The following is a 26,243-nucleotide window of genomic DNA, read 5'->3' on the forward strand; positions in this document are numbered from 1 at the left end:
GGAAATGTCCAAGAAGATGATCGATCCCGAGACGTTGCCTTATCGTCCCTGCGTCGGGCTTGTGATCCTCAACCACGCCGGGCTGGTCTGGGTCGGTCATCGCATCGCCGAGCCGGACAGCGAGTTTTCCGGCACGACGAAACTCTGGCAGATGCCGCAGGGCGGTATCGACGAGGGCGAGGAGCCGCTTAACGCGGCGGAGCGGGAGCTTTACGAGGAAACCGGCATGCGCAGCGTGTCGCTGCTTGCCGAGGCGCCGCATTGGATCAACTACGACCTGCCGCCGCATCTGGTCGGCGTCGCCTTCAAGGGGCGCTACCGTGGCCAGACGCAGAAATGGTTCGCCTACCGTTTCGAGGGCGACGAAAGCGAGATTGAGATCAATCCGCCGCCCGGCGGCCACAAGGCCGAATTCGATCAATGGGCATGGCGGCCGATGCGGGAACTGCCCGACCTCATCGTGCCGTTCAAGCGCCAGGTCTACGAGCAGGTGGTGGCGGCGTTCCAACATCTCGCCGGCTAGAGACAGCTGGCCACTACTACCACGGTTGCCGCGCCGGCACCGGCGTCCTAATGATTGCCTTTGATGCAATGAGGGGGTCGCCATGAATGACGACACCGGACGCGGTTTTCTGGCTGTAGCAAATGGCGCCAGCGATTCGACGGTCAGCGAAGCGGCGGCCGGTGCGATCCTGACCATCGATCTCGGCGCCATCCGCGAGAACTACCGGCGGCTCAAGGTGCGGCTGGCGGGGGTGCGTTGCGCGGGCGTGCTCAAGGCGGACGGCTATGGTCTCGGCGCGGCGCAGGTGGCGTCGGCGCTGATCAGGGAAGGTTGCGGCATCTTCTTCGTCGCGCTGCCCGGCGAGGGCATCGCGCTGCGCAAGGCGCTTGGGCCAGGACGCGACATCTTTGTCCTCAACGGCCTGCCGCCGGGCTCCGAATCGGAGGCGGTCGCGGCCGGACTTCACCCCGTCATCAACAGCGCCGCTCAGCTGAAAGCGTGGCGCGAAGCGGCGCGTGCCACCGGTCGAAAGCTGCCGGCCGCGGTCCAGGTCGACAGCGGCATGTCGCGGCTCGGCATGCCGCCGGCCGAAGTCGCCGCACTCGCGAAGGACGCTTTCGACGGCATCGATATCCGCATCGCGATGAGTCATCTCGCTTGCGCCGACGAGCCGCGCAATCCCGCCAACGAAGCACAACGGCTCGCGTTCGAGCGGCTGCGCGGGATGCTGCCCAAGGCACCGGCCTCGCTCGCTAACTCGTCCGGCATCTTCCTTGGATCGCCTTACCACCACGACCTGGCCCGCCCCGGTGCGGCGCTCTACGGCATCAACCCGACCCCGGGCGAGGCCAACCCGATGCAGCCGGTGGTACGGCTGCAGGCCAAAGTGGCGCAGACGCGCAGCGTCCAAGACGGTGCCGGCATCGGCTACGGCCACACCCATCACGCGCGCGGACCGCTCAGGCTGGCCACGATCTCGCTCGGCTATGCCGATGGCTGGCACCGGCGCGCGGCTTCGGCCGCATGGTTCGAGGGCGTGCGGCTGCCTTTCGTCGGGCGTGTTTCGATGGATTCGATCATCCTCGACATCTCAGCGCTTCCGGCCGGCAGGCTGGACGAGGGCGACCTCGTCGAGCTCATCGGCCCGTCGCAAAGCCTCGACGACGCGGCCGCGCATGCCGGCACCATCGGCTACGAGGTGCTGACCAGCCTCGGTGCGCGCTTTCACCGCCGCTACATCGGAGGCTAAAGCCGTATCGCATTGACGAGGCTCCAGGCAGCGCGCTCAAACCTTTGATATGCGTGTCGTTTTCCCAAAGCAGCCTGCACGCTTTCGGGCGACATGTGCCAGGGAGCCCTTGGCGGAGCCGGCAAAATCCGGCAGACAGAAAGCGACGATCCGGGCCCCTTCGGCGGCATGATCGGCTTTGAGGGAGCATAGAATGAAAGTCCTGGTGCTGGGCGGCGGCGTGATCGGGATCACCACCGCTTACTTCCTTTCCGAGACCGGCCACGAAGTCACGGTCATCGACCGGCAGCAGGGGCCGGCGCTGGAAACCAGCTTCGCCAATGCCGGCGAAGTGTCGCCCGGCTATGCTTCGCCATGGGCCGGGCCCGGCATCCCGGTCAAGGCGGTCAAATGGCTCTTGATGAAATACGGTCCGCTGGTGGTGCGGCCGGCCTTCGATCCGCATATGTGGACGTGGCTCATCAAGATGCTGCGCAACTGCACGGCCGAGCGCTATGCGCTCAACAAATCGCGAATGGTGCCTTTGGCCGAGTACAGCCGCGACACGCTGAAGGCGCTGCGTGCCGCGGCCGGCATCAGTTATGACGAGCGGGCCAAGGGAACGCTGCAGCTCTTCCGCAAGCAGAAGCAGCTCGACGGCACCGGCGGCGATGTCGAGGTGCTGAAGAAATACGGCGTTCCCTATGAGGTGCTCGACCGGGACGGCTGCATCGCCGCCGAGCCGGCGCTGGCCGGCGTGCGGGAAAAATTCGTCGGCGGGCTGAGATTGCCCGGCGATGAAACCGGCGACTGCAAGATGTTCACCGACAGGCTGGCCGAGCTTTGCGTGGCGCGCGGCGTCACCTTCGAATACGGCACGACCATCCGGCGCGTCGTCAGGAACCGCAACCGCGTCATCCAGGTCGGCACCGACAAGGGCTGGCGGACGGCGGACGCCTATGTGATGGCGCTGGGCAGCTATTCGGCCCCCTTCATGCGCAAGATGAAGCGGCCGATCCCGGTCTATCCGGTCAAGGGCTATTCGATCACCGTGCCGATCACGGATGCCGCGGCAGCGCCGGTGTCGACGATCATGGACGAGACCTACAAGGTGGCGATCACCAGGCTCGGCGATCGCATCCGGGTCGGCGGCACGGCGGAGATTTCGGGCTTCGACCTTCGCCTGCATGAATCGCGCCGCCGCACGCTCGAGCATTCGGTCGGCGACTTGTTCCCGGGCGGCGGCGACCTCAAGGCGGCGACGTTCTGGTGCGGCTTGCGGCCGATGACGCCGGACGGACCGCCGCTGGTCGGACAGAGCGAGCTGTCCAATCTCTATCTCAACACCGGCCACGGCACGCTGGGCTGGACCATGGCCTGCGGCTCGGCCAAGGTGCTTTCCGACATCATGTCCAACCGTGTGCCGGAAATCAACGCGCTCGACCTCAGCCCGGATCGTTACATCAAGGCTTGACCTCAGAAGGCCTGCCTGACCCACGCTCCGCTGAACAGCGGCCGGTAGGCCCAGCCAATCGTGACATTGGTGGCTACCGGCTGCGAATGGGCGAGATAGTCGTCATAGATCGGCTTCATGCGGCGGTAGAAAGACGGATCGAGCACCACATGCCGTTCTCCGAGTCGTGGAAGAAGCTGCGGTTGTTGAGGTTGACCGAGGAGATGGTCACCAGGCGCTGATCGATCATCATGATCTTCGAATGCAGCACCACGTCGGGTGCCTTGAATTCGCGGATGTCGATGCGGTCGCCGTATTTCTCGACGAACAGCTTGTTGAGCGCGGTGAGAAAGCGGCCGCCGATGTCGCCCCTGAGGTCGATGCGGCCGACGACGTCGATCCTGACGCCGCCGGCCAGCGCCCGGTCGAACGCCCTGGCGAGGCTGGGCGTCAGATTGAGATAGGGATTGACGATCTCGATCCGGTGCTCGGCGGTGTCGATCAGCTCGACGAAGTAGTTTTCGAGCGCGTGGCCGTCCTCGTAGGGCACGGAAACGAAATGCCGCGCCACGCCCTGCGGACGACCGTCGGAACGAACGGGGATGGAAAACGGCCGCGACAGGTTGGTGTCGGCATCGCGCAGCCAGACGGTCGACAGATGCGCGGCGAGTGTTGCGACCGTCGCCTGGTCGGCGATCTCGATGTCGAAGTCGCTCCAGTTGGAATAGTAGTTGAGCGAAAAGCCGTCGGTCCTGCCGTATTGCTGCAGCTCGGGATAGCGCGACAGGTCGATCATTGTGGATGTCGCGCCAGTCGCGACCGAAGCGGCCGGTGCCGTTCGTGCGATCGAGCGCATCGATCCGGCTTTGGGCAAGCAACGCCTCGAACCGTTTTTCATAGGTGGCATTGCCATTGTCCGCGAAGTAATGAGCGCTGGCGATTTCGGCGCCGCTGCCGTCCGCCGAGATGGGCGGACGCGCACAGGTCTCGTCGCCCGGAAAGAAAGCGCAGGCCGAATGGCGGCGCAACCGGCCAGCGCGATCAACGCCAGGCCAAGCAGCAGCCCTGTCACGACGGCTCCTGGCCTCACCCGGTCGCCCCATTCATCGCCTTGAGCTGCGCGGGGTCGCGCGGCGGCATGAAGCCCTGCGGGAAGACCTTGCAGACCGGAAGCGCGAAGGTGGCGATCAAGAGCTCGGCCTCGCCGCGCATCTTCCTTGGCGCGGCCTTGTCATCGCGGATCGTCCTTGCCGAGGCGATCAGCGCGCCGTCGCAGTCGCAATGATTGTGACGGGCGATGTAGCAGGCGTCGTGGATCCGGCAGGCGGCGTCGAGCCGGTCGACCGGCCTGGCCGAGAGATCGCCGGTGCGGGTTCCCGGCCCGCAATAATTGCCGAAGACGAAAGGCGAGGGACGGGCCATCGCGTAGCGGATCGGCTTCGGCAGTTCCGCTTCGGGAACCTTGGCCCACGGGTTGGCACAGTCGGAGAGGCAAAGCAGCGGCAGGATGGCAAGAATGGCTCGCATGTCTGCGCCGGCTTTCCGATATTCCCCCTCGCCATGGCACGGCGAAGCGCTGGTGCCACACTCGCCGACTTTGTGGCAAGCGCAAGGCGGCATGGCGCGCCGGTTGTGCTATCGTCGGTGCGGCGGGGAGGGCGGTGCGATGCGCGCTTTTGTTTTGGCTGCGGGATGTCTGATCTGCGCCTCGGCACTTGCCGCGGACAAAACAGTTCACGACACGGATCACGGCTTTTCGCTCACCTATCCCGAGGGATGGACGAGCGAAAGTACGTCCAGCGATTCCATACGGCTCAAGGTCAAATCCGGCGAAAAGGGCCTGACCTGCAGGGTGTCGGAAAATCTCTACGATCCGACCGCCCCGGACAATCCGCCCGATCCCAGGGCCTTCGTCGAGAAGGACTGGTCGCTGGACGACTGGCAGACACTGATCGGCGCGGCCTTCGGTTCGGCGAGTTTCAGCAACGACAGGCTGGCGCGATTCCCGGACGGCTATCCGGTGCGGGTGGCCGACATGGATTTCCGGCTCGGCGACGGCAATGCCAGCTTCTACGGCCATGCCAGGATCGCCATTTCGATACGCAGCGACCGCTACGGTTTCGTCACCTGCGGGCTGATGGGCGACAGCGCCGAGGAAACCGCCCGGATGTGGGCGCCGCTCGCTGACGAAACCGAGAAGGTTGTGAACTCATTCGTGCTGGATCCGCCCTGAAAGCGGATCTAAAGCGCGTCGCTCTGAAACAGATTCAGGCGACGCGCTTCAGGTTTGTTTTTATGCATGTCGTCTTCCCAAAACCGCTGCACAATTTTGGGCGACATGCATCAAACGAACAACCCCTTTTCCCGCTCCACCGCCTTGGTGATGAAATTGGCGACCAATTGGACGCGGCGCAGCGGCCTCACCGATTCGTGATAGACCAGCCAATAGGCGCGCCGAATGGGCGCCACGATGTCGACCGGCACCAACTCCGGCATCGACCGGGCGACGAAGGTGTGCAGGATGCCGATGCCGGCGCCGGAGCGCACGGCTTCCGCCTGGCCGAGCGCGGAGGAGATGGCGAAGCTCGAGCGCCAGTCAGGGCTGAACTCGGCGGCGTAGTCGAGCGAGGGGCTGACGATGAGATCGGGCACGTAGCCGATCAGCGTGTGCCGGCCGAGATCGGCTGCCGTCCTCGGCAGGCCGTTCGCCTCCGCATAGGCGCGGGAGGCGAACAGCCCGAGCGTATAGTCGACCAGCTTTCCCGCCACCAGCCGGCCTTCGGTCGGCCGTTCGACGGTGATGGCGATATCGGCCTCGCGCCGCGACAGCGAGAAGGAACGCGGCACCGGCACCAGCTGGATGGTGAGCTCGCGGTGGAGCGCGGTCAGCTCGCCGAGCCGCTTGGCGAGGAAAGCGACGCCAAAACCGTCGGGAGCGCCGATGCGCACGGTGCCGGACACGTCGTCGCCCTCGCCGGCAATGGTCGAGCGCGCGGCGATCATATCGCCTTCCATGCGCTCGGCGATGTCGAGGAAACGCTCGCCTGCGGGCGTCAGCTCGCTGCCGGTGGTCAGGCGGCGGAAGAGTTTTGTGCGCAGCGCGTCCTCGAGCGCCGCGATGCGGCGCGAGACGGTGGCGTGATTGAGCTCAAGGCGCTTCGCCGCGCCGAGGATCTGGCCGGCGCGCGCCACGGCGAGAAAGATGCGCACGTCATCCCAGTTCATGGGGAGGGTCCACGCTAATCGTGAGCGTCGCGTTCCCGCCAACCCCCCTCTGTCCTGCCGGACATCTCCCCCGCAAGGAGTGAGATCGGATGTCGCCTCGGCTTTCGCCAATCTCCAACATCGCAGAAAGGGCGGTAAGGCCGAAGCTGCCAATCTCCCCCCTCGCGGGGGAGATGTCCGGCAGGCCAGAGGGGGGTGTGAAGGAACTCAACCTTCAATCCTTTTCAACGATCGAGCAAACCTGCCATTTGCGGCAATTAATGCACAGTCAATGGCCGTTGTCTATTTTCCGCACAACGGTTGCGTTTTGGCTCGCGTTGCCATCGCCGCCGCAAAGGCGGACAATGCCTCATGACCAAACAGGGAGAGAAACCATGATCGAATACGGTCATTTCATCGGCGGCAAGCGCGTCGCCGGCACCAGCGGCCGCAAGCAGGATGTCATGCAGCCGATGGACGGTTCCGTGCGCGCCACGGTGGCGCTGGCCTCGGCGCAGGAACTGCGCGCCGCGGTCGAGAATGCCAAGGCAGCGCAACTCAAATGGGGAGCCACCAACCCGCAGCGCCGCGTGCGCGTGCTGATGAAGTTCCTCGAGCTGGTCCAGCGCGACTATGACGAACTGGCCGACATCCTGGCGCGCGAGCATGGCAAGACCATTGCCGACGCGCGCGGCGACATCCAGCGCGGCCTCGAAGTGGTCGAGGTCTGCATCGGCGCGCCGCACATGATGAAGGGCGAGTTCACCGATGGCGCCGGCCCGGGCATCGACACCTATTCGATGCGCCAGCCGCTCGGCGTCGTCGCCGGCATCACGCCGTTCAACTTCCCCGCCATGATCCCGCTGTGGAAGATCGCTCCGGCGATCGCGTGCGGCAATGCCTTCATCCTGAAGCCGTCGGAGCGCGATCCGGGCGTGCCGATCCGCATCGCAGAGCTGTTCATCGAGGCCGGCCTGCCGGAAGGCGTGCTGAACGTCGTCAACGGCGACAAGGAAGTGGTCGACGCCATCCTCGACGATCCGGACATCAAGGCCGTCGGCTTCGTCGGCTCGACGCCGATCGCGCAGTACATCTATGCGCGCGGCTGCGCGGCCGGCAAGCGCGTGCAGTGCTTCGGCGGCGCCAAGAACCACATGATCATCATGCCCGACGCCGACATGGACCAGACGGTCGATGCGCTGGTCGGCGCCGGCTACGGCTCGGCGGGCGAGCGCTGCATGGCGATCTCTGTCGCCGTGCCGGTCGGCAACGACACCGCCAACCGGCTGATGGAAAAGCTGGTGCCGCGCGTCGAAAGCCTTAAGGTCGGTCCGTCGACGGACTCTTCCGCTGACTTCGGTCCGCTGGTGACGGCGCAGGCACTGGAGCGCGTGAAGGGCTATGTCGACATCGGCGTCAAGGAAGGCGCCAAGCTGGTCGTCGACGGCCGCGGCTTCAAGATGCAGGGCTATGAGAACGGCTACTATATGGGCGGCTGCCTGTTCGACAACGTGACGGCCGACATGCGCATCTACAAGGAAGAGATTTTCGGGCCGGTGCTCTCGGTGGTGCGCGCGCCGACCTACGAGAACGCCATCAAGCTCGCCAACGAGCACGAGATGGGCAACGGCGTCGCCATCTTCACCCGCGACGGCGACGCGGCGCGCGACTTTGCTTCCAGGGTCCAGGTCGGCATGGTCGGCGTCAACGTGCCGATCCCGGTGCCGATCGCCTACTACACCTTCGGCGGCTGGAAGGCGTCGTCCTTCGGCGACCTCAACCAGCATGGTCCGGATGCGTTCCGCTTCTACACCAAGACCAAGACGGTCACCTCGCGCTGGCCGTCCGGCATCAAGGACGGCGCGGAATTCGTCATCCCGACGATGAACTGACCGGACAAAGTCCAACATTTGAGAAAGCGCGACGCAAGCCGCGCTTTCTTTTTGGAACCCACGAGGGGAGGCTATTTGGCCTCCCCTCCATTCATAGCAGGCAAACTTTGTCGCGCCTCCGGGTGCGTCCCATCAAAGTTCAGCGCAACTTTAGGTACATGACTTTCGACGCAGCGCGTCCTGGGAGCATCTGCGAATTCTAATAATTCCGTCGCCGTGTGATGGAACCAACACACCATCATCCGCCTTAGGCTGTATTCCTGCCGTGTGCAGGCCAATCAAACAGCGCCGGTGGCAGCCGGGGTTCGCGTCTGGCGCGAGGAGGTGTCAGATGACACGATGCCTTTTGACGACAGTGTTCCTTGCGGCGATTGCAGTGTCAGCCGCAACCGCTCAGGCCAATGCGGCCGCGCAATGCGCTCCACGCGCCGACATCATCAAGGCACTCGGCGACAAGTTCCACGAGAGCGAAGCAGGACGCGGGCTGATCAATCCGAACGTCGTGCTCGAGATTTTCGTTTCCGACCAGGGCAGTTGGACTGTGCTGGCCTCCGATACCAAGGGCCAGAGCTGCATCCTGTCCGTCGGCGAGGGCTGGGACAGCCCTACGATCGCGGCAGCCATGCCGGGCGCTTGAACATCGAGGATGCCGGGCCGAGCGTCTTGCCACGGTTTTTGCGCGAAGGCCGACCCAGATGCCCTCCAGTAGCGCCGCTTGTTTACCGGGCGCAGCTTCACCATATCGAATGCAGGGAGTGATAAATCTCCCTGCGACAGACCGGAAACCAGAAGGAGTGACGCGATGAAGACGTCGAATCCGGCCTGGAGCGTTCCGGCACACTGAGGTGGCCGAATGTGCCTCCCTTGCCGGAATGCGAAGGCGAAGGAGGTGCCCCATGGCACGCGTATTTTCGTTCCGATGGATCAAACTGGCGGCGGTTGGCGCCGTGATGGCGCTGTCGTCTTTCCCCGCGCAGGCGCAAGTCATCTGCGGCGGCCATGACTATCTGGTCTCGAGACTGGCGGCGACCTTTGAGGAGAAGCGGCTGGGGTACGGCGTGGCCGGAGAAGTGGCCATCTTCGAGGTGTTTGTGTCGGCGAGCGGAACCTGGACCATCCTGATGACCGACGTCAAAGGCCAAAGCTGCATCCTGGCGGCGGGCGACGGATGGGAAGACACGCTGGCCACCGCGGTCCGGCAGCCGGGTGGCTGAGCCGAGCAATTCCAGGAGAAACGGAGCAGTTCAGCGAAGGCTGAACTGCTCCGGTCAGCGCGTCGCGGCCACCTCGGCGTGGCCGCGCAGCAGCGCCATCAGTTTCTTGGCATCCTTGGCGGCGGCTTCCTCGTCGCCGTCGAGGATCGAGCGGATCAGCGCGACATGATGCTCGGCCGATTCCGCTAAGCCGGTGTCTGCCTTGTAGCGGAACCAGAAGCGCCGGCTATGCGTCTGCAGGGGTGCGGCCACGCGCGCTGCGAAGGGATTGTCGGCGGCAATCGCCAGCGCTTCGTCGAGCTGCTTGTCGGCCTGGATGAAGGCAAGCACGTTGCCGGAGATCACCGCCTTCTGCATGGCAAGGGCCGCCTCGTGAAAAAGGTCGGCGGCCTCGCGGGTGACGAAGCGAGCGGCGGAGCGGGCGAGCACCACCTCGACGCCGCGCCTGGCGTCGATGACGCGCAGCCAGTCGCCGGGGTGGAGCGGCGCGACCGCGATCCCGGCGCGTGGCCTGATATCCAACAGGCCTTCCCAGGCAAGCCTCTGGATCGCCTCGCGCACCGGGGTGCGCCCGAGACCCAGCCGCTCGATCAGAGCGCCTTCGGTGACGAAGCTCGACGGCGCCAGCTCGAGGGTTACGATCATGTGCTCCAGCGCGCGATAGGCCTTGGTCGCCGCCGGTTCGAAGGTCGTGTTGGTCTCAATGGATATCAGCGGGGAGATCAATGACAGGCTCCTGATATATTTTTCATATATCATAACGGATTCAGCGTTGACAGGCCAACTCTTAATAGATATACGGCTGATATATCAGAAGAGGAATAGCCATGTGGGCCGGAGTTTTCCCCGCAGTCACGACCAAATTCACCACCGACGACCGCCTTGACCATACCGAGATGGAGCGCTGCTATGGGCTGCAGATGGAGGCCGGCTGCGACGGCATCATCGTCTGCGGCTCGCTCGGCGAAGGGCCGATGCTGTCGCATGACGAGAAGATCGAGGTGCTGAAGACGGCTCAGAAGGTCGCCGGCAACAAGCCGGTGCTTCTGACCGTCAACGAGCCCGGCACCCGCGAGGCGGCAAGCATCGCGCGCCGCGCCGCCAAGGAAGGCGCCAATGGCCTGATGGTGGTGCCGAGCCCAATCTACCACACCGACCGGCAAGAGACGGTCGCCGCACTGCGCGCCGTGGCCGAAGCCGGCGACCTGCCGGTCATGATCTACTCCAACCGGCTCGCCTATCGCGTCGACGTCACCGTCGACCTGATGGAGGAGCTGGCATCGGACAAGCGCTTCGTGGCCATCAAGGAATCGTCCGACGACATCCGCCGCTCGACCGAGATCATCAATCGCCTCGGCGACCGCTACGACCTCTTCACCGGCGTCGACAACCTCGCCTTCGAGGCGCTGTCGGTCGGCGCCATCGGCTGGGTGGCCGGCCTCGTCACCGCCTTCCCACGCGAGACCGTCGCCATCTACCAGCTGATGAAGCAAGGCCGCCGCGAGGAGGCGCTGAAGATCTACCGCTGGTTCCGGCCGCTGCTCGACCTCGATGTCTCGACCTATCTGGTCCAAAACATCAAGCTTGCCGAAGTGCTGGCGATCGATACCAATGACCGCGTTCGCATGCCGCGCCAGCCGTTGTCGGGCGAGCGCCGCAAGGCGGTGGAAAAGATCGTCAAGGATGCGCTGGCCATGCGGCCGCAACTGCCGGCGGATTTTTCTCGATCGGTGGAGAGCATGGCAGCGGCCGAGTAAGGGGCAGCATTCGCGTGCAGGGAAATTCCGAAGAGGGGCACCGCCCCTCATCCGCCCTCCGGGCACCTTCTCCGCGTGAACGGGGAGAAGGTGAAGACATCGCCATCATAGGCGGCGGCATCATCGGCATCTGCGCCGCGGTCTACCTCGCCGAGGCGGGGCGCGGGGTCACCATTTTCGACCGCACCGGCATCTGCGAGGAGACGAGCTCCGGCAACGCCGCCGCCTTCGCCTTCTCCGACGTGCTGCCGCTGGCGCATAAGGGCATGATCAGGCAATTGCCGAAATGGCTCGCCGATCCGCTCGGGCCTCTCGCCATCCCACCAGCCTATCTGCCCAAGCTCCTTCCCTGGCTTTTCCGCTTCTGGCGCGCGGGTGCCGCCAAGCACTACGAGGCAAGCCTCGCGGCGCAGGCCGGCATGATGAAGCTCGCCGAGGCCGAATGGATGGGCCTGCTCGACCGCTCCGGCACGAGGCCGATGCTGCGCGAGGACGGCTCGCTGGAACTCTACGAAAGCGAGGCCGAGTTCCGCGCCGCGCTGCCGGGCTGGGCGGAGCGCGAGCGCTTCGGCATCGGCTTCCGCCATGTCGAGGGGGAGGAGATGGCTGCCCTGCAGTCGGGTCTCGCGCCACGCTTCGTCAAGGGCACCTTCGTGCCGAGCTGGAAGACGGTCGCCGATCCGAAGCTGCTCGGCAAGGCGGTCTGGGCCTATGCGGAGAAGCTCGGCGCCCGCTTCGAGCATGCGCGCATCGAGCGTATCGAGGCCGGAACAAATGGCGCCACGCTCACGCTTGCCGACGGCACGATCCGAAAGACGAAGCAACTTGTCATCGCCGCCGGCGCCTGGTCGCACCTTCTGGCCAAAGATCTCGGCGACCGCATCCCGCTGGAGACCGAGCGCGGCTACAACACCACGCTGCCGCTGTCGGCCTTCGACGTGAAACGGCAGCTGATCTTTTCCGGGCACGGCTTCGTCATCACACCGCTGGAAACGGGCTTGCGCGTCGGCGGCGCCGTCGAGCTCGGCGGCATCGAACGGCCGCCAAATTTCCAGCGCTCGAAGGCGATGCTGGAAAAAGCCAGGCGTTTCCTGCCCGGGCTCGATCCGTCGGGCGGCCGCGAGTGGATGGGCTTTCGCCCGTCGCTGCCGGATTCGCTGCCGGTCATCGGCCGGGCGCGGGCGCCGAACGTCTTCTACGCTTTCGGCCACGGCCATCTCGGCCTGACCCAAGCGGCTGCGACCGGCCGCTTGATCCGAGATCTCGTTCTCGGGCAGACGCCGCTCGATCTCTCTCCGTTCCGCCCGCAACGGTTCTGACAATTCTCCAGAATTCTGATATTTCAGGGAACCATCATGGCCAAGAAATCCTTCTTCTGCATCGACGGCCACACCTGCGGCAATCCTGTCCGGCTGGTCGCCGGCGGCGGGCCGCTGCTTGAAGGCGCGACGATGATGGAACGGCGGGCGCATTTCCTCGCCGAGTATGACTGGATCCGCACCGGGTTGATGTTCGAGCCGCGCGGCCATGACGTGATGTCGGGCTCGATCCTCTATCCGCCGACGCGGGAGGAGTGCGATATCGCCATCCTCTTCATCGAGACCTCGGGGTGCCTGCCGATGTGTGGCCACGGCACCATCGGCACCGTGACGATGGCGATCGAGCACGGACTGGTGAAGCCGAAGACGCCGGGCGTGCTCAAGCTCGACACGCCGGCGGGCCTGGTCGTCGCCGAATACAAACAGGTCGGCGAATATGTCGAGGAGGTGCGCATCACCAACGTGCCGTCCTTCCTCTACGCCGAAGGGCTGACGGTGGAATGCCCCGTGCTTGGCGAGATCAGGGTCGACGTCGCCTATGGCGGCAATTTCTACGCCATCGTCGAGCCGCAGGAGAACTACCGCGACATGGCCGACCATTCGGCCGGCGACCTCATCGCCTGGAGCCCGGTGGTGCGCCAGCGCCTCAACGAGAAATACTCATTCGTGCATCCGGAGAACCCCGGCATCAACCGGCTGTCGCACATGCTGTGGACCGGCAAGCCGAGAGATGCCGAGGCCGATGCGCGCAACGCCGTCTTCTATGGCGACAAGGCGATCGACCGCTCGCCTTGCGGCACCGGAACTTCGGCGCGGATGGCGCAGCTCCACGCCAAGGGCAAGCTCAAGGCGGGCGACAGCTTCGTGCATGAATCGATCATCGGCTCGCTGTTCAAGGGCAGGGTCGAAAGAGAGGTCAGCGTCGCCGGCAAGCCGGCGATCATCCCCTCGATCGGCGGCTGGGCGCGCATGACCGGATTGAACACCATCTTCATCGACGATCGCGATCCGTTCGCGCATGGGTTCATTGTCACCTGATGCTGTCAAAGGTCGAGAGCGTCACGCAGTTTCGCCATCGGTCGAAACCTGATCGCGGAACCAGTCGGCAAATGTGATTTCGGCGGTCGAAGGCTGCGCCGACATGGTGAGAAAGTAGCCCTTGTCCCTGTCGGTCGCGATATCGGAGACGACAACGAGATCGCCGCGCCGCAACTCCTCGCGAAAGACCTCGATCGGGCATAGGGCGACGCCGTGGCCGGCAATAACGGCCGTCGCCAGTATATTGAAATCAGCAAAGACAGGCCCGTTGCCGACATCGGCTCCGGCCATGCCGGCTTGCGAGAACCAGTCGCGCCAGCCCTGACGAGTCTCGTCATGCAAAAGGTCCGCCGCGGCAATATCCGCCGGCGTGCCAAGCTGGCCTTTGCGGGCGAGGTAGTGCGGGCTGCAGGCGGGCCGGCTGATGCGGGAAAAGAGGCTGAGGCTGGCAGCCCCTGGAGATGGATCGGCGCCGAGGGTGATCAGGATATCGTTGTCGTCGTCCTCGAGCCGGTCTTCGGCTTTCGCATAGGCGACACGGATCGCAATCTCGGGGTGGCGAGCAGTAAAGTCCGAAAGGCGCGGGACCAGCCACCGGCTGGCAATGGATGGGATGCAGCCCACGGACAGCGACGCAGCAACTGCGTTCCTGCGGATACGCCGGCAGGCGGCGGCAAGGTCGGAAAGCGCCGCCGTCGCCGAGGCCTGCAGGGCAAGCCCGGCGTCGGTCAAGCGAACCTTGCGGGCATCCCTGTGGAACAAGGGCACGCCGAGCCATTCCTCCAGCCGCCTGATCTGATGGCTGATCGCCGGATGGGTGACATGCAGCTCCTCGCCCGCAGCCGAAAAGCTGAGATGGCGCGCAGCGGCCTCGAAAGCGCGAATGGCGTTCAGCGGCAAATAGTCCATCTGTAAATTTTTCTAATGCATTGGGCGAAAATCGGTCATTTGAACTTCGCCGCGGCTTACGACATTTCTTGAACCCTGCTTCGAAGTTAGCGGATCGAAGCGCCGAAAACCATACAGTCCGAGAGCATATTCGGCTTTCGGTGCAAACCACAGGAAAGAGATGCCATGTTCACCAGGCAGTTAGCTGATGTAGAAAAAACTGACTTCTTCGTCGACTGGGGCAATGGCACAAGCCATCGGTTGCTCACCCAGCGGGACGGCATGGGATTCACGGTCTGTCACACCGTTGTGCGGGCCGGCAGCGAGTCGCGGCTTCAATATCGCCGCCATCTGGAAGCCTGCTATTGCATTTCCGGCAGCGGTGAAGTCGAAGATATGTCCGGCGCGATCCATCGCATCGAGACCGGCACGATTTACGTTCTCGATGCCCATGACGATCACTACCTTCGCGCCGATGCAGCCGGCGACATGGTGCTGGTCAGCGTCTTCAATCCGCCCCTCAACGGCACCGAGAAGCATACCCTCAACGGAGACGGAGGATCTGCTTACTGACCTTTTGCGCAGGCGCTGTTCTTCGGGAGCGGTCCAGCTTTTTGATAGAATCGCCGACCCGCTCCACGTATGTTTTCATCGACCGCTTCATCACCGCGCAGCAGGCCGGCGCCTATAAGCAGGCCCGGCAGATCTTCGATTTCGCCCGCAAAGCGCTTGGCGTCGACCGCGGCGATATCGTCCACTTCTGTGCCAGTCCCCCATCTCGATCTCGCGGCCGCCCGTGATCTCGGATTCCGCACTATGCGGATCGACAGAGGGACTGGCCGCAAACCGCTGCCCGACTACGTGCCGAACGCTGTTTTCCGACACTCGATCCTATGCCGCCCTTCCTGGGGTCGACCATCTTAGGCGAAGGAGAATGTCGACAGTTGCGGCGCGCTGTCGCATGGCTGTCACACTGATGGGAATCCTGACCCTACGCGATGCGCAGGGCCGCAAAACGGACCGACTCCATTGACGCAAGAAATCCGCACTTCAACTTATTTTGACGGCAATTTCTTCGAAATGGCGGGCATGATACGGCTGAATCGTCAAAGACATTGCGTTGTGCCAATGATAGGGTCCGCGATAGTCCAGGGGCTGGGTGCGAAAAAACGGGCAATCGGGTGGCGTGCTTCCAAACCACGCCCGGCGATTGAAGAATCACGTTGCAATCCGGGCTCGAAACTTTACGACTAAGGGAAATACGAAAAGGAGTGCGACCCGGGAACGGTCGACATTCCAGGGGAGCCGCATAACTATGCAGTACTTCGTCCAGCAGCTTATCAACGGGCTGACGCTGGGATCTATCTACGGGCTGATCGCGATCGGCTATACGATGGTCTACGGCATCATCGGCATGATCAATTTCGCCCATGGCGACATCTTCATGGTCGGCGCCTTCACAGCCCTCATCGTCTTCCTGATCCTCGGCGCGCTGTTCTATTCCGTGCCTGTCGTGGTGGCGCTCCTGATCATGATGATCGTGGGCATGCTGCTCACCAGCCTCTACAACTGGACGATCGAGAAGGTGGCCTACAGGCCGCTGCGCGGCTCGTTCCGGCTGGCGCCGCTGATCACCGCCATCGGCATGTCGATCGCGCTGTCCAACTTCGTGCAGGTCACGCAAGGGCCGCGCAACAAGCCGATCCCGCCGCTGGTCAGCCAAGTCTATACCATCGACGGCATCAGCGTCTCGCTGAAGCAGATCATCATCGTGCTGGTCACCGCCGTGCTGCTGGCGATCTTCTGGTATCTCGTCAACAGGACGGCATTGGGACGGGCGCAGCGCGCCTGCGAGCAGGACCGCAAGATGGCAGCGCTGCTCGGCGTCGACGTCGACCGCACCATCTCCATCACCTTCATCATGGGCGCGGCGCTTGCCGCGGTCGCCGGCACGCTGTTCCTGATGTATTACGGCGTGGTGGTCTTCTCCGACGGCTTCGTGCCGGGCGTGAAGGCCTTCACGGCGGCGGTGCTCGGCGGCATCGGCTCGCTTCCAGGCGCGGTGCTTGGCGGGTTGCTGATCGGCTTCATCGAGAGCATGTGGTCGGCCTATTTCTCGATCGACTACAAGGACGTCGCCGCCTTCTCGATCCTGGCGATCGTGCTCATCTTCCTGCCATCCGGCATCCTGGGCCGGCCTGAAGTCGAAAAGGTCTGATCCCATGGCGGTTACCGTATCTCCGGAGCGCGACGTCGTCGCCACTCCCGTCCAACGCGCTTTCCGCGAAGCGCTCTATGCCGGCGCCATCGCGCTCGGCCTGTTCGTGCTGTTCATCGGTCTGAGAACAGACCAGAACATCAGCAACGAACTGATCCTGGTGCGGCGCTGGGGCCTGCTTGCCCTGGTGGTTGTCCTCACCGCTGTCGGACGCTTCCTTTATGTCGCTTATGCTCAACCCTTCGCGGCCAGCCTAAAGGTCGCCGATGTTGCCACCGGCCTGCTGCCGGAGAGTATGGCGACGCGCTTCTTCCGGCTTCCGTATTTCATTGCGGCCATCGTCATAGCGTTTGCACTTTTGGTGTTGGCCGGTTCGCTCGATGGACTGCTGGGGCCGGACCTTGCCGGCTATGCGCGGTTCCTGCGGGCGCTGGCCATTATCTATGCCGTAGCTTCTGTGATGTTTTACTTCCGCAGCTTCATTCATGCTCACTTCTCGGCATTGGGCGTCAGTGCGCTGGCGTTGTACCCGGTCATCGTCGTCCTTACGCTTGCGCTATATACAGGATCTGTAGCTGGGGGGTTCCAAGGCTCGCTGAAGTGGGTCGATAATTTCGGCATCCAGATCCTGATCTATGTGATGCTGGCCTGGGGGCTGAACATCGTCATCGGGTTGGCCGGACTGCTCGATCTCGGCTACGTCGCCTTCTATGCGGTCGGCGCCTATGCCTACGCGCTGCTCGGCACGCATTTCGGCCTGTCGTTCTGGATCCTGCTGCCGGCCGCCGGCTGCATGGCCGCCTTCTGGGGCGTCATGCTCGGCTTTCCGGTGCTGAGGTTGCGCGGCGACTATCTGGCGATCGTGACGCTCGCCTTCGGCGAGATCATCCGCCTTGTGCTGATCAACTGGCGCGAGGTGACCAACGGCTCGGCCGGCATATCCGGCATCCCGAAAGTCTCCTTCTTCGGCCTGATGTCGTTCAACGTCTCTGACCCGAACTACATCGCCAAGGTGCTGAACATCGCCACATCGAGCGCCTACTACAAGATCTTCCTTTACTATCTGATCCTCGGACTCTGTCTTTTGACCGCCTTCGTTACCATCAGGCTGCGCCGGCTGCCGGTCGGCCGTGCCTGGGAAGCGCTTCGCGAGGATGAGATCGCCTGCCGCTCGCTCGGCATCAACACCACCACCACCAAGCTGACCGCGTTCGCCACCGGCGCCATGTTCGGCGGCTTCGCCGGCTCGTTCTTCGCCGCCCGGCAAGGCTTCGTCAGCCCTGAATCCTTCGTCTTCCTGGAATCGGCGATCGTCCTTGCCATCGTCGTGCTCGGCGGCATGGGCTCGCTGGCCGGCATCGCCGTGGCGGCGCTGGTGATGATCGGCGGCACCGAGGCGCTGCGCGAACTCGACTTCCTGAAGCGGGTCTTCGGTCCCGATTTCACGCCGGAACTCTACCGCATGCTGCTGTTCGGCATGGCCATGGTGATCGTCATGCTGTGGAAGCCGCGCGGCTTCGTCGGCAGCCGCGAGCCGACCGCCTTCCTCAAGGAGCGAAAAACGGTCTCAGGTTCCTTCACCAAGGAGGGCCATGGCTGATGAACGCGCAAGCTTCCGCAGACGATCTCATCCTGCAGGTCGAGCACCTGTCGATGAAGTTCGGCGGCCTGGTCGCCATCGGCGACCTGTCCTTCCAGGCCAGGCGCGGCGAGATCACCGCGCTGATCGGGCCGAACGGCGCCGGCAAGACGACTGTGTTCAACTGCATCACCGGCTTCTACAAGCCCACCGAGGGTATGATCACGCTGAACAAACGTGACGGCTCGACCTATCTGCTCGAGCGCCTGCCCAACCACGAGATCCCGGCGCGCGCCAATGTGGCGCGCACCTTCCAGAACATCCGCCTGTTCTCTGGCATGACGCTGCTCGAGAACCTGCTGGTCGCCCAGCACAACAAGCTGATGAAGGCCTCGGGCTACACCTTCCTCGGCCTGTTCGGCTTCCCGAGCTATCGCCAGGCCTCGGCCGAATCGATCGATCTCGCCAGGCACTGGCTGGAGAAGGCCGACCTCGTCGACCGCGCCGACGATCCGGCCGGCGACCTGCCATACGGCGCGCAGCGTCGGCTGGAGATCGCGCGCGCCATGTGCACCGGGCCGGAGCTTCTGTGCCTCGATGAGCCGGCCGCAGGCCTCAATCCGAGAGAGTCGGCGGCGCTCAACGAACTCTTGATGGACATCAAGAACAGCACGTCGATCCTGCTGATCGAGCACGACATGTCGGTGGTCATGCAGATCTCCGACCATGTCGTCGTGCTCGAATATGGCCGCAAGATCTCTGACGGCAATCCGCAGTCGGTCCGCACCGACCCGCGCGTCATCGCCGCCTATCTCGGCGTCGACGACGAGGAGGTCGAAACCGTGCTCACCGAAGTCGGCGACGAGGATGTCATCGAGCAGCTCGATACCGGACCGGACGCGGCGCATGGGCCGGGCAATTCCGCTTCGATGATGGCGGGGCCGGTTTCCGATACTGTCGAACACGCGGACGAAGGCGAGCGGGTCACGGTATCGAAAGGCGCCTCGAAAGCGGCTCAGGTCGACGCGCGCTCGGCGTCTGTCGCCGGCAAGCCCGCTCCGGTAGCCAAGAAGGCCGCGAAGGTCAGCACCGCAAAAGCAGCGCCGAAGAAAACGGCCGCCAAGGCTGCAGCCGCGAAAGCCGACAGCGCCTCGAAGGGTAAGCAAGCGGCGGCCAAGCCCGCAGCGGGCAAGCGTGGGGGGCGTAAGTAATGGCCGGCACAATGCTGCTCGATATCAAGGGCGTGCAGACCTATTATGGCAACATCCGCGCGCTGAACGGTGTCGACGTCACCGTCAACCAGGGTGAGATCGTGGCGCTGATCGGCGCCAACGGCGCCGGCAAGTCCACGCTGATGATGACCATCTTCGGCGCGCCGCGCGCCCGCGCCGGCACCATCACCTTCGCCGGCACCAACATCACGCAGATGCCGACGCATGAGATTGCGCGGCTGCGCATCGCCCAGTCGCCGGAAGGACGCCGCATCTTCCCGCGTATGACGGTGATGGAAAACCTGCAGATGGGTGCCAGCATCGACAACCTCAAGCACTTTGACGAGGATGCCGAGAAGGTGTTCGCACTGTTCCCGCGGCTTAAGGAGCGCATCAACCAGCGCGGCGGCACGCTTTCGGGCGGCGAGCAGCAGATGCTGTCGATCGGACGCGCGCTGATGGGGAGGCCGAAGCTGCTCCTGCTCGACGAGCCGTCGCTTGGATTGGCCCCGCTGATCGTCAAGCAGATCTTCGACGCCATTCGCGAGCTCAACAGGTCGCAGGGGCTGACCGTGTTCCTGGTCGAGCAGAACGCCTTCGGCGCGCTCAAGCTCGCCAATCGCGGCTACGTCATGGTCAACGGCAATGTGACGATGAGCGGCACCGGCAAGGACCTGCTCGCCAATCCGGAAGTGCGCGCCGCCTATCTCGAAGGCGGGCATCACTAAGAGGGGGTTCTTCATCATGCAAGGCATTCTCTACGAAGAGGCCTCGATCTGGCATTTCCTGTTCGTCACGGGCCTTCTCGGCGGCGGGGCAGCATGGATGACCGGCAAAGCCGTGGCCCAGACCTGGGGCACCTACGTCCGGCTGTTCCTTTACATGCTTGGCCTCGGCATCGGGGTAAGGTTCATCCATCATGCCCTGTTCGATGGCACGATGTTCTCGCTGCATTATTACATCGTCGATACCATCGTACTGATGATATTCGGCTTCCTCGGCTATCAATACACGCGCACCAACCAGATGGTCACACAATATAATTGGCTCTACGAACGAGCTTCCCTATTGAGCTGGAAACCGAAGGGTTGAGGTTCATGCTTAACGTCGTTTCAGGGATGAATCGGCGTGACAAGTGCCTGAAAATCGGCATTCTATGCTTTCTGCGATAAGGGTGGGCATCGCATGAAAGTGTCATCCACGCCCACTCCGTAAATGGGAGCGTTTCAATGAAAAAATCACTTTTGTCCGCCGTGGCGCTGACCGCGTTCATCGCGTTCAGCGGCAGCGCGTGGGCCGACATCCTGATCGGCGTCGCCGGTCCGATCACCGGCCCGAACGCCGCCTTCGGCGCGCAGCTGCAGAAGGGCGCGGAACAGGCGGTCGCCGACATCAACGCGGCGGGCGGAATCAACGGCCAACAGCTCAAGCTCGAGATCGGCGACGACGTCTCCGATCCCAAGCAGGGCATCTCGGTCGCCAACAAGTTCGTCGCTGACGGCGTCAAGTTCGTCGACGGCCACTTCAACTCGGGCGTGACCATTCCCGCGTCGGAAGTCTATGCCGAAAACGGCATCCTCGTGATGACGCCGGCCGCAACCAATCCGAAGCTCACCGAGCGCGGCCTGTGGAACACCTTCCGCACCTGCGGTCGCGACGACCAGCAGGGCAAGGTGGCGGGCGACTACATCGCCAAGAACTTCAAGGACGCCAAGATCGCCATCATCCACGACAAGACGCCTTACGGCCAGGGCCTCGCGGACGAGACCAAGAAGAACCTGAACGCCAACGGCATCACGGAAGTGATGTATGAAGGCGTGAACGTCGGCGACAAGGACTTCTCGGCCCTCATCGCCAAGATGAAGCAGAACGGCGTCACCCTGATCTATTGGGGCGGTCTGCACACCGAAGCCGGCCTGATCATCCGTCAGTCTGCCGACCAGGGCCTGAAGGCGCCGCTGTTCTCGGGCGACGGCATCGTCTCCAACGAACTGGCCTCGATCGCCGGCGACGCCGTTGCCGGCACGCTCAACACCTTCGCTCCGGATCCGCGCAAGAATCCGGCCGCCAAGGAAGTGGTGGAGAAGTTCCGCGCCTCCGGCTTCGAGCCGGAAGCCTACACGCTCTACTCCTACGCTGCCATCCAGATCATCTCCCAGGCTATCGCCAAGGTCGGCTCCGCCGACGATGCGCAGAAGGTTGCCGAGGTGATCAAGTCCGGCGGACCATGGAAGACGGCCATCGGCGAGATCGGCTATGACGCCAAGGGCGACATCACCCGCCCGGACTACGTCATCTACGAATGGAAGAAGGGCGAGGACGGCAAGTACGGCTACTTCGAGAAATAAGCCGGCAAACAGACGCCGACTTTTTTGGGATGCCCGGCGCTCAGCGCCGGGCATTTTCATTGGCGGATACTTCTTCCTCCCCTCGACCCCGACGAGAGCGCCGGCAAACCGTCCCTTGAACCGCCGAGCGGAAGAATAACGGCGTTTGGCGCAAACGAGCGATTTAAATCGTTTTAGCTGTCGCGCGATTTTGTTTGCGCTGCAGCATTTTCACGCTAATCATTGCGCCGTTCCTCTCACCTTCCGCTGCTGGAGCCCAGTCCTTGGCAATCACGAAGATCCTCGTCGCCAACCGGTCCGAAATCGCCATCCGCGTCTTTCGCGCGGCCAACGAACTGGGTCTCAAAACCGTGGCGATCTGGGCGGAAGAGGACAAATATTCGCTGCACCGCTTCAAGGCCGACGAAAGCTACCAGGTCGGGCGCGGGCCGCATCTCGCCAAGGATATGGGGCCGATCGAGAGCTACCTTTCGATCGAAGAAGTGATCCGCGTCGCCAGGCTGTCCGGCGCCGACGCCATCCACCCCGGTTACGGCCTTTTGTCGGAGAGTCCGGAATTCGCCGAGTCCTGCGCTGCCGCCGGCATCACCTTCATCGGGCCGAAGCCGGAAACGATGCGCCGGCTCGGCAACAAGGTCGCAGCGCGCAACCTGGCGATCGAGGTCGGCGTGCCGGTCGTGCCCGCCACCGATCCGCTGCCGGACGACATGGAAGAGGTGAAGAAGCTCGCCGCGCAAATCGGCTATCCGGTGATGCTGAAGGCCTCGTGGGGCGGCGGCGGCCGCGGCATGCGCGCCATCCGCTCGGAGGCCGACCTCGCGCGCGAGGTCATGGAAGGCAAGCGCGAGGCGAAGGCCGCCTTCGGCAAGGACGAGGTCTATCTCGAAAAGCTGATCGAGCGCGCCCGCCATGTCGAGGTGCAGGTGCTCGGCGACACGCATGGCAATGCCGTGCATCTGTTCGAGCGCGACTGCTCGATCCAGCGCCGCAATCAGAAGGTCGTCGAACGCGCGCCGGCTCCCTATCTCAGCGAGGAGCTGCGCCAGGAGCTCTGCGGCTATGCGCTGAAGATCGCGCGCGAGACCAGCTATATCGGCGCCGGCACGGTCGAGTTCCTGCAGGACGCCGACACCGGCAAGTTTTACTTCATAGAGGTCAACCCGCGCATCCAGGTCGAGCACACGGTCACCGAGATGGTGACGGGCATCGACATCGTGAAGGCGCAGATTCACATCCTCGACGGCTTCGCCATCGGCACGCCGGAATCCGGCGTGCCGATGCAGAAGGACATCAAGCTCAACGGCCACGCGCTGCAGTGCCGCATCACCACCGAGGATCCGGAGCACAATTTCATTCCGGACTATGGCCGCATCACCGCCTATCGCGGCGCCACCGGCTTCGGCATACGGCTCGACGGCGGCACCGCCTATTCGGGCGCGGTCATCACCCGCTTCTACGATCCGCTGCTCGAAAAGGTGACGGCCTGGGCGCCGACGCCGGCCGAGACGATCGCGCGCATGAACCGGGCGCTGCGCGAGTTCCGCATCCGCGGCGTGGCGACCAACCTCACCTTCCTCGAAGCGATCATCAATCACCCGAGCTTTGCCGACAATTCCTACACCACCAAGTTCATCGACACGACGCCGGAACTGTTCCAGCAGGTGAAGCGGCAGGACCGCGCCACCAAGCTTCTCAACTACCTGGCCGATGTCAGCGTCAACGGCCATCCCGAGACGCGCGGCCGGCCGATGCCGAAGGCCGACGCGGCGGCGCCTGTCGTGCCCTATCTCAACGGCAAGGTGCCGGACGGCAGCAAGCAAAGGTTCGATGCGCTCGGACCGGAGAAGTTCGCCTCCTGGATGCGCGGCCAGACCCAGGTGCTGGTCACCGACACGACGATGCGCGACGGCCACCAGTCGCTGCTCGCCACCCGGATGCGCACCTATGACATCGCAGGCATTGCCGGCACCTATGCGCGGGCGCTGCCGCAGCTGTTGTCGCTGGAGTGCTGGGGCGGCGCCACCTTCGACGTCGCCATGCGCTTCCTCACCGAGGATCCGTGGGAACGGCTGTCACGGGTGCGTGAAGCCGCACCCAACCTTCTGCTGCAGATGCTGCTGCGCGGCGCCAACGGCGTCGGCTACACCAACTATCCCGACAATGTCGTGCAGCATTTCGTCAGACAGGCAGCCGCCGGCGGCGTCGACCTGTTCCGTGTATTCGACTGCCTGAACTGGGTCGAGAACATGCGCGTCGCCATGGACGCGGTGGGCACCGAGGGCAAGCTGATCGAAGCGGCGATGTGCTACACCGGCGACATCCTCGATCCGGCGCGCGCAAAATACGACCTCAAATACTATGTCGGGCTGGCGAAGGAACTGGAAGCGGCCGGCGCGCATATCATCGCCGTCAAGGACATGGCGGGCCTGTTGAAGCCGTCGGCGGCGCGCGTGCTGTTCAAGGCGCTGCGCGAAGAGACCGACCTGCCGATCCATTTCCACACGCACGATACGTCCGGCCTGTCGGCGGCGACGGTGCTGGCGGCGGTCGAGACCGGCGTCGACGCCATCGACGCGGCGATGGATTCCTTCTCGGGCAACACCTCGCAACCCTGCCTCGGCTCGATCGTCGAGGCGCTCAAGGGCACGGAGCGCGACCCGGGACTCGATCCGCAGTGGATCCGCCACGTCTCCTTCTACTGGGAAGCGGTCCGCAACCAGTATGCCGCCTTCGAGAGCGACCTCAAGGGTCCGGCCTCGGAAGTCTATCTGCACGAGATGCCGGGCGGCCAGTTCACCAATCTCAAGGAACAGGCGCGCTCGCTCGGGCTCGAAACGCGCTGGCACGAGGTGGCGCAGGCCTATCACGACGTCAACCTGATGTTCGGCGACATCGTCAAGGTGACGCCGTCGTCGAAAGTGGTCGGCGACATGGCGCTGATGATGGTGAGCCAGGACCTCACCGTCGCCGACGTCGAGAACCCGGCGAAGGACATCGCCTTCCCGGACTCGGTCGTCTCGATGCTGCGCGGCGATCTCGGCCAATCGCCCGGCGGCTGGCCGCAAGCGCTGCAGAAGAAGGCGCTGAAGGGCGAAAAGCCGATCACCGTCCGGCCGGGCTCGCTGCTCAAGCCGGCGAACCTGAAGGCCAGCCGCAAGGAGATCGAGGAAAAGCTCGAACGCAAGCTCACAGAGTTCGAGTTCGCCTCCTGGCTGATGTATCCGAAAGTGTTCACCGACTTTGCCGCCGCGCAGGAATCCTACGGCCCGGTCAGCGTGCTGCCGACGCCGACCTATTTCTACGGCATGAAGTCGGAAGACGAGATCTTCGTCGACATCGAGAAGGGCAAGACCTTGGTGGTGCGCTGCCAGGCGTTCGGCGATGTCGACGACAAGGGCATGGTCACCGTCTTCTTCGAGCTCAACGGCCAGCCGCGCCGCGTGAAGGTGCCGGACCGCGCCCACGGCGCCTCGGCCGCCAAGGCGCGGCGCAAGGCGGAACCCGGCAACGAAGCGCATATCGGCGCGCCGATGCCGGGCGTGGTCTCAGCGCTTGCGGTTGCCGCCGGGCAGGCCGTCAAGGCGGGCGATGTGCTGCTCTCGATCGAGGCGATGAAGATGGAGACCGCGCTGCATGCCGAGCGCGACGGCGTGGTCGCCGAAGTGCTGGTCAAGGCCGGCGACCAGATCGACGCCAAGGATTTGCTGATCGCTTTCGGGTAGGTGTATTGAGATTCAGGTGAGGCCGGTCTGCAAACGCCGGCTTCCTGCGCTTCCGGCCTTCGCCGGCCGAAGCATCCATGACTGAGAATGGCGTGGCAGTTTAAGGCTACGGCCGGCGTAGGCCGGTGCTCACGTACCTTAAGTACGCTCCGCTCCGGTTCTCGGAAGCCACCATTCTCAGGCCGGCTTGACCTGAATCCCAACACACCCTAGGGCGTGCGTAACCCTTCATGCCGCATCGATAATGTCTTGACCCGCCGCGCGTGCTCGGGCATCGAACCCGCTCCAATTTTGCCGGGGCGGGAATCGCCGTGGCGCAAAAAACGCGGAGAGAAAAATGGCCGACGAGATCACCGAGACCAGCCAGACTGTAGCCGCCGGCCAGCTGCGCGCCATCATCGAGCGCATCGAGCGGCTCGAGGAAGAGAAGAAGACGATTTCCGACGACATCAAGGACGTCTATGGCGAGGCCAAGGGCACCGGCTTCGACACCAAGGCGATCCGCACCATCATCCGGCTGCGCAAGAAGGACCAAGCCGAGCGCCAGGAGGAGGAGTCGATCCTCGATCTATACAAGGCCGCGCTCGGCATGGTCTAAGAGACTGTTTGGAAATTCTACTCCGGCGGCCATCTGATGGCGTTTTCTGCGCTTCCGTTGCTCACGGAC

The 26,243-nt window shown here is 63.8% G+C and carries 23 protein-coding genes and 3 pseudogenes; 20 read left to right on the forward strand and 6 right to left on the reverse strand.

Features of this window, described 5'->3' with window-relative positions:
- Positions 1-4 precede the first annotated feature (4 nt).
- The 3 genes from AU465_RS08105 (at position 5) to AU465_RS08115 (ending at position 3,207) form a co-directional block, all read left to right on the forward strand.
- On the forward strand, positions 5-523 hold the full coding sequence (locus AU465_RS08105) for an RNA pyrophosphohydrolase (protein ID WP_192245668.1): 519 nt from the start codon (positions 5-7) through the stop codon (positions 521-523).
- 82 nt (positions 524-605) lie between these two features.
- Complete coding sequence (alr, locus tag AU465_RS08110; protein ID WP_192245670.1) at positions 606-1,754, forward strand: alanine racemase; 1,149 nt, start codon at positions 606-608, stop codon at positions 1,752-1,754.
- 193 nt (positions 1,755-1,947) lie between these two features.
- The gene (locus tag AU465_RS08115; RefSeq protein ID WP_192245672.1) at positions 1,948-3,207 is read left to right on the forward strand and encodes a D-amino acid dehydrogenase; all 1,260 of its coding nucleotides are present in this window, start codon (positions 1,948-1,950) and stop codon (positions 3,205-3,207) included.
- Positions 3,208-3,209: 2 nt separating this feature from the next.
- Here AU465_RS08115 and AU465_RS36370 read toward each other — a convergent pair whose 3' ends face one another.
- The 3 genes from AU465_RS36370 to AU465_RS08125 all read right to left on the reverse strand — a co-directional run bounded on the left by AU465_RS36370 (position 3,210) and on the right by AU465_RS08125 (position 4,713).
- Positions 3,210-3,356, reverse strand: coding sequence for a hypothetical protein (locus tag AU465_RS36370; protein WP_246505921.1), 147 nt, complete (start codon positions 3,354-3,356; stop codon positions 3,210-3,212).
- Complete coding sequence (locus AU465_RS08120) at positions 3,323-3,982, reverse strand: phospholipase D-like domain-containing protein (protein WP_246505922.1); 660 nt, start codon at positions 3,980-3,982, stop codon at positions 3,323-3,325. Before AU465_RS08120 ends, AU465_RS36370 begins: the two co-directional genes overlap by 34 nt.
- Positions 3,983-4,272: 290 nt before the next feature.
- Positions 4,273-4,713, reverse strand: coding sequence for a phospholipase A2 family protein (locus tag AU465_RS08125; RefSeq protein WP_192245674.1), 441 nt, complete (start codon positions 4,711-4,713; stop codon positions 4,273-4,275).
- A 139-nt stretch (positions 4,714-4,852) separates the two neighbouring features.
- On the opposite strand from AU465_RS08125, the gene AU465_RS08130 reads away from it, so the two are divergent.
- Entirely contained in the window at positions 4,853-5,419 is a 567-nt protein-coding gene (locus AU465_RS08130) for a hypothetical protein (protein WP_192245676.1), read from the forward strand.
- Positions 5,420-5,529: 110 nt separating this feature from the next.
- On the opposite strand, the gene AU465_RS08135 is transcribed toward AU465_RS08130, so the two are convergent.
- Complete coding sequence (locus tag AU465_RS08135) at positions 5,530-6,411, reverse strand: LysR family transcriptional regulator (RefSeq protein ID WP_192245678.1); 882 nt, start codon at positions 6,409-6,411, stop codon at positions 5,530-5,532.
- Between the two features lie 374 nt (positions 6,412-6,785).
- Here AU465_RS08135 and AU465_RS08140 point away from each other — a divergent pair, with 374 nt between their 5' ends.
- From AU465_RS08140 to AU465_RS08150, 3 genes are all read left to right on the forward strand, one after another.
- A complete protein-coding gene (locus AU465_RS08140; protein ID WP_192245680.1) occupies positions 6,786-8,282 on the forward strand; it encodes a CoA-acylating methylmalonate-semialdehyde dehydrogenase in 1,497 nt (498 codons plus the stop codon).
- Between the two features lie 331 nt (positions 8,283-8,613).
- The gene (locus AU465_RS08145) at positions 8,614-8,919 is read left to right on the forward strand and encodes a hypothetical protein (RefSeq protein ID WP_192245682.1); all 306 of its coding nucleotides are present in this window, start codon (positions 8,614-8,616) and stop codon (positions 8,917-8,919) included.
- Positions 8,920-9,178: 259 nt separating this feature from the next.
- Entirely contained in the window at positions 9,179-9,496 is a 318-nt protein-coding gene (locus AU465_RS08150) for a hypothetical protein (RefSeq protein ID WP_192245684.1), read from the forward strand.
- A gap of 54 nt (positions 9,497-9,550) precedes the next feature.
- Here AU465_RS08150 and AU465_RS08155 read toward each other — a convergent pair whose 3' ends face one another.
- Positions 9,551-10,255, reverse strand: coding sequence for a GntR family transcriptional regulator (locus AU465_RS08155; protein WP_246505923.1), 705 nt, complete (start codon positions 10,253-10,255; stop codon positions 9,551-9,553).
- 68 nt (positions 10,256-10,323) lie between these two features.
- Here AU465_RS08155 and AU465_RS08160 point away from each other — a divergent pair, with 68 nt between their 5' ends.
- Genes AU465_RS08160 through AU465_RS08170 form a run of 3 tightly spaced genes read left to right on the forward strand, consistent with a single transcriptional unit; the run spans position 10,324 to position 13,610 of the window.
- Positions 10,324-11,253 (forward strand): dihydrodipicolinate synthase family protein, encoded by a 930-nt coding sequence (locus tag AU465_RS08160; protein ID WP_192245686.1) that lies wholly within the window; start codon positions 10,324-10,326, stop codon positions 11,251-11,253.
- A gap of 14 nt (positions 11,254-11,267) precedes the next feature.
- Positions 11,268-12,572 (forward strand): NAD(P)/FAD-dependent oxidoreductase, encoded by a 1,305-nt coding sequence (locus tag AU465_RS08165; RefSeq protein WP_192245688.1) that lies wholly within the window; start codon positions 11,268-11,270, stop codon positions 12,570-12,572.
- A 36-nt stretch (positions 12,573-12,608) separates the two neighbouring features.
- Positions 12,609-13,610 carry a 4-hydroxyproline epimerase gene (locus AU465_RS08170; protein ID WP_192245690.1) on the forward strand — a complete coding sequence of 334 codons (1,002 nt, stop codon included), beginning with the start codon at positions 12,609-12,611 and terminating at the stop codon, positions 13,608-13,610.
- Positions 13,611-13,631: 21 nt separating this feature from the next.
- Here AU465_RS08170 and AU465_RS08175 read toward each other — a convergent pair whose 3' ends face one another.
- Positions 13,632-14,519 carry a LysR substrate-binding domain-containing protein gene (locus tag AU465_RS08175; protein ID WP_192245693.1) on the reverse strand — a complete coding sequence of 296 codons (888 nt, stop codon included), beginning with the start codon at positions 14,517-14,519 and terminating at the stop codon, positions 13,632-13,634.
- A 165-nt stretch (positions 14,520-14,684) separates the two neighbouring features.
- On the opposite strand from AU465_RS08175, the gene AU465_RS08180 reads away from it, so the two are divergent.
- From AU465_RS08180 to AU465_RS08225, 10 genes and pseudogenes are all read left to right on the forward strand, one after another.
- The gene (locus AU465_RS08180; protein WP_192245695.1) at positions 14,685-15,071 is read left to right on the forward strand and encodes an ectoine synthase; all 387 of its coding nucleotides are present in this window, start codon (positions 14,685-14,687) and stop codon (positions 15,069-15,071) included.
- 77 nt (positions 15,072-15,148) lie between these two features.
- Positions 15,149-15,475 (forward strand): annotated as a pseudogene (locus tag AU465_RS36375) (HAD family hydrolase); the annotation flags it as partial.
- Between the two features lie 338 nt (positions 15,476-15,813).
- Positions 15,814-16,716 (forward strand): branched-chain amino acid ABC transporter permease, encoded by a 903-nt coding sequence (locus tag AU465_RS08190; RefSeq protein ID WP_192245700.1) that lies wholly within the window; start codon positions 15,814-15,816, stop codon positions 16,714-16,716.
- An 88-nt stretch (positions 16,717-16,804) separates the two neighbouring features.
- Positions 16,805-18,316, forward strand: a pseudogene (livM, locus tag AU465_RS08195) (high-affinity branched-chain amino acid ABC transporter permease LivM); the annotation flags it as partial.
- A pseudogene (locus AU465_RS08200) lies at positions 18,316-19,488 on the forward strand (ABC transporter ATP-binding protein); the annotation flags it as partial. The pseudogenes livM and AU465_RS08200, both read left to right, overlap by 1 nt.
- A 17-nt stretch (positions 19,489-19,505) precedes the next feature.
- On the forward strand, positions 19,506-20,234 hold the full coding sequence (locus AU465_RS08205; RefSeq protein WP_192245704.1) for an ABC transporter ATP-binding protein: 729 nt from the start codon (positions 19,506-19,508) through the stop codon (positions 20,232-20,234).
- Between the two features lie 16 nt (positions 20,235-20,250).
- Complete coding sequence (locus AU465_RS08210) at positions 20,251-20,598, forward strand: DUF6867 family protein (RefSeq protein WP_192245706.1); 348 nt, start codon at positions 20,251-20,253, stop codon at positions 20,596-20,598.
- A gap of 137 nt (positions 20,599-20,735) precedes the next feature.
- Entirely contained in the window at positions 20,736-21,854 is a 1,119-nt protein-coding gene (locus tag AU465_RS08215; RefSeq protein ID WP_192245708.1) for a branched-chain amino acid ABC transporter substrate-binding protein, read from the forward strand.
- A 263-nt stretch (positions 21,855-22,117) separates the two neighbouring features.
- Positions 22,118-25,576 carry a pyruvate carboxylase gene (gene pyc / locus AU465_RS08220; protein ID WP_192245710.1) on the forward strand — a complete coding sequence of 1,153 codons (3,459 nt, stop codon included), beginning with the start codon at positions 22,118-22,120 and terminating at the stop codon, positions 25,574-25,576.
- Positions 25,577-25,913: 337 nt separating this feature from the next.
- Positions 25,914-26,174: a DUF2312 domain-containing protein gene (locus AU465_RS08225; RefSeq protein ID WP_095804728.1), complete on the forward strand. Its 261-nt coding sequence runs from the start codon at positions 25,914-25,916 to the stop codon at positions 26,172-26,174.
- Positions 26,175-26,243: the final 69 nt, after the last annotated feature.

The organism is Mesorhizobium silamurunense, from assembly GCF_014843905.1.
In the GTDB taxonomy this organism is placed as follows: domain Bacteria; phylum Pseudomonadota; class Alphaproteobacteria; order Rhizobiales; family Rhizobiaceae; genus Mesorhizobium; species Mesorhizobium silamurunense.

Excerpts from the sequence above, each read along its gene's own strand:
- AU465_RS08105 (WP_192245668.1), top strand. The coding sequence starts at position 5 with ATGTCCAAGAAGATGATCGATCCCGAGACGTTGCCTTATCGTCCCTGC.
- alr (WP_192245670.1), top strand. The coding sequence starts at position 606 with ATGAATGACGACACCGGACGCGGTTTTCTGGCTGTAGCAAATGGCGCC.
- AU465_RS08115 (WP_192245672.1), top strand. The coding sequence starts at position 1,948 with ATGAAAGTCCTGGTGCTGGGCGGCGGCGTGATCGGGATCACCACCGCT.
- AU465_RS08120 (WP_246505922.1), bottom strand. The coding sequence starts at position 3,982 with ATGATCGACCTGTCGCGCTATCCCGAGCTGCAGCAATACGGCAGGACC.
- AU465_RS08125 (WP_192245674.1), bottom strand. The coding sequence starts at position 4,713 with ATGCGAGCCATTCTTGCCATCCTGCCGCTGCTTTGCCTCTCCGACTGT.
- AU465_RS08130 (WP_192245676.1), top strand. The coding sequence starts at position 4,853 with ATGCGCGCTTTTGTTTTGGCTGCGGGATGTCTGATCTGCGCCTCGGCA.
- AU465_RS08135 (WP_192245678.1), bottom strand. The coding sequence starts at position 6,411 with ATGAACTGGGATGACGTGCGCATCTTTCTCGCCGTGGCGCGCGCCGGC.
- AU465_RS08140 (WP_192245680.1), top strand. The coding sequence starts at position 6,786 with ATGATCGAATACGGTCATTTCATCGGCGGCAAGCGCGTCGCCGGCACC.
- AU465_RS08145 (WP_192245682.1), top strand. The coding sequence starts at position 8,614 with ATGACACGATGCCTTTTGACGACAGTGTTCCTTGCGGCGATTGCAGTG.
- AU465_RS08150 (WP_192245684.1), top strand. The coding sequence starts at position 9,179 with ATGGCACGCGTATTTTCGTTCCGATGGATCAAACTGGCGGCGGTTGGC.
- AU465_RS08155 (WP_246505923.1), bottom strand. The coding sequence starts at position 10,255 with ATGATATATGAAAAATATATCAGGAGCCTGTCATTGATCTCCCCGCTG.
- AU465_RS08160 (WP_192245686.1), top strand. The coding sequence starts at position 10,324 with ATGTGGGCCGGAGTTTTCCCCGCAGTCACGACCAAATTCACCACCGAC.
- AU465_RS08170 (WP_192245690.1), top strand. The coding sequence starts at position 12,609 with ATGGCCAAGAAATCCTTCTTCTGCATCGACGGCCACACCTGCGGCAAT.
- AU465_RS08175 (WP_192245693.1), bottom strand. The coding sequence starts at position 14,519 with ATGGACTATTTGCCGCTGAACGCCATTCGCGCTTTCGAGGCCGCTGCG.
- AU465_RS08180 (WP_192245695.1), top strand. The coding sequence starts at position 14,685 with ATGTTCACCAGGCAGTTAGCTGATGTAGAAAAAACTGACTTCTTCGTC.
- AU465_RS08190 (WP_192245700.1), top strand. The coding sequence starts at position 15,814 with ATGCAGTACTTCGTCCAGCAGCTTATCAACGGGCTGACGCTGGGATCT.
- AU465_RS08205 (WP_192245704.1), top strand. The coding sequence starts at position 19,506 with ATGGCCGGCACAATGCTGCTCGATATCAAGGGCGTGCAGACCTATTAT.
- AU465_RS08210 (WP_192245706.1), top strand. The coding sequence starts at position 20,251 with ATGCAAGGCATTCTCTACGAAGAGGCCTCGATCTGGCATTTCCTGTTC.
- AU465_RS08215 (WP_192245708.1), top strand. The coding sequence starts at position 20,736 with ATGAAAAAATCACTTTTGTCCGCCGTGGCGCTGACCGCGTTCATCGCG.
- AU465_RS08225 (WP_095804728.1), top strand. The coding sequence starts at position 25,914 with ATGGCCGACGAGATCACCGAGACCAGCCAGACTGTAGCCGCCGGCCAG.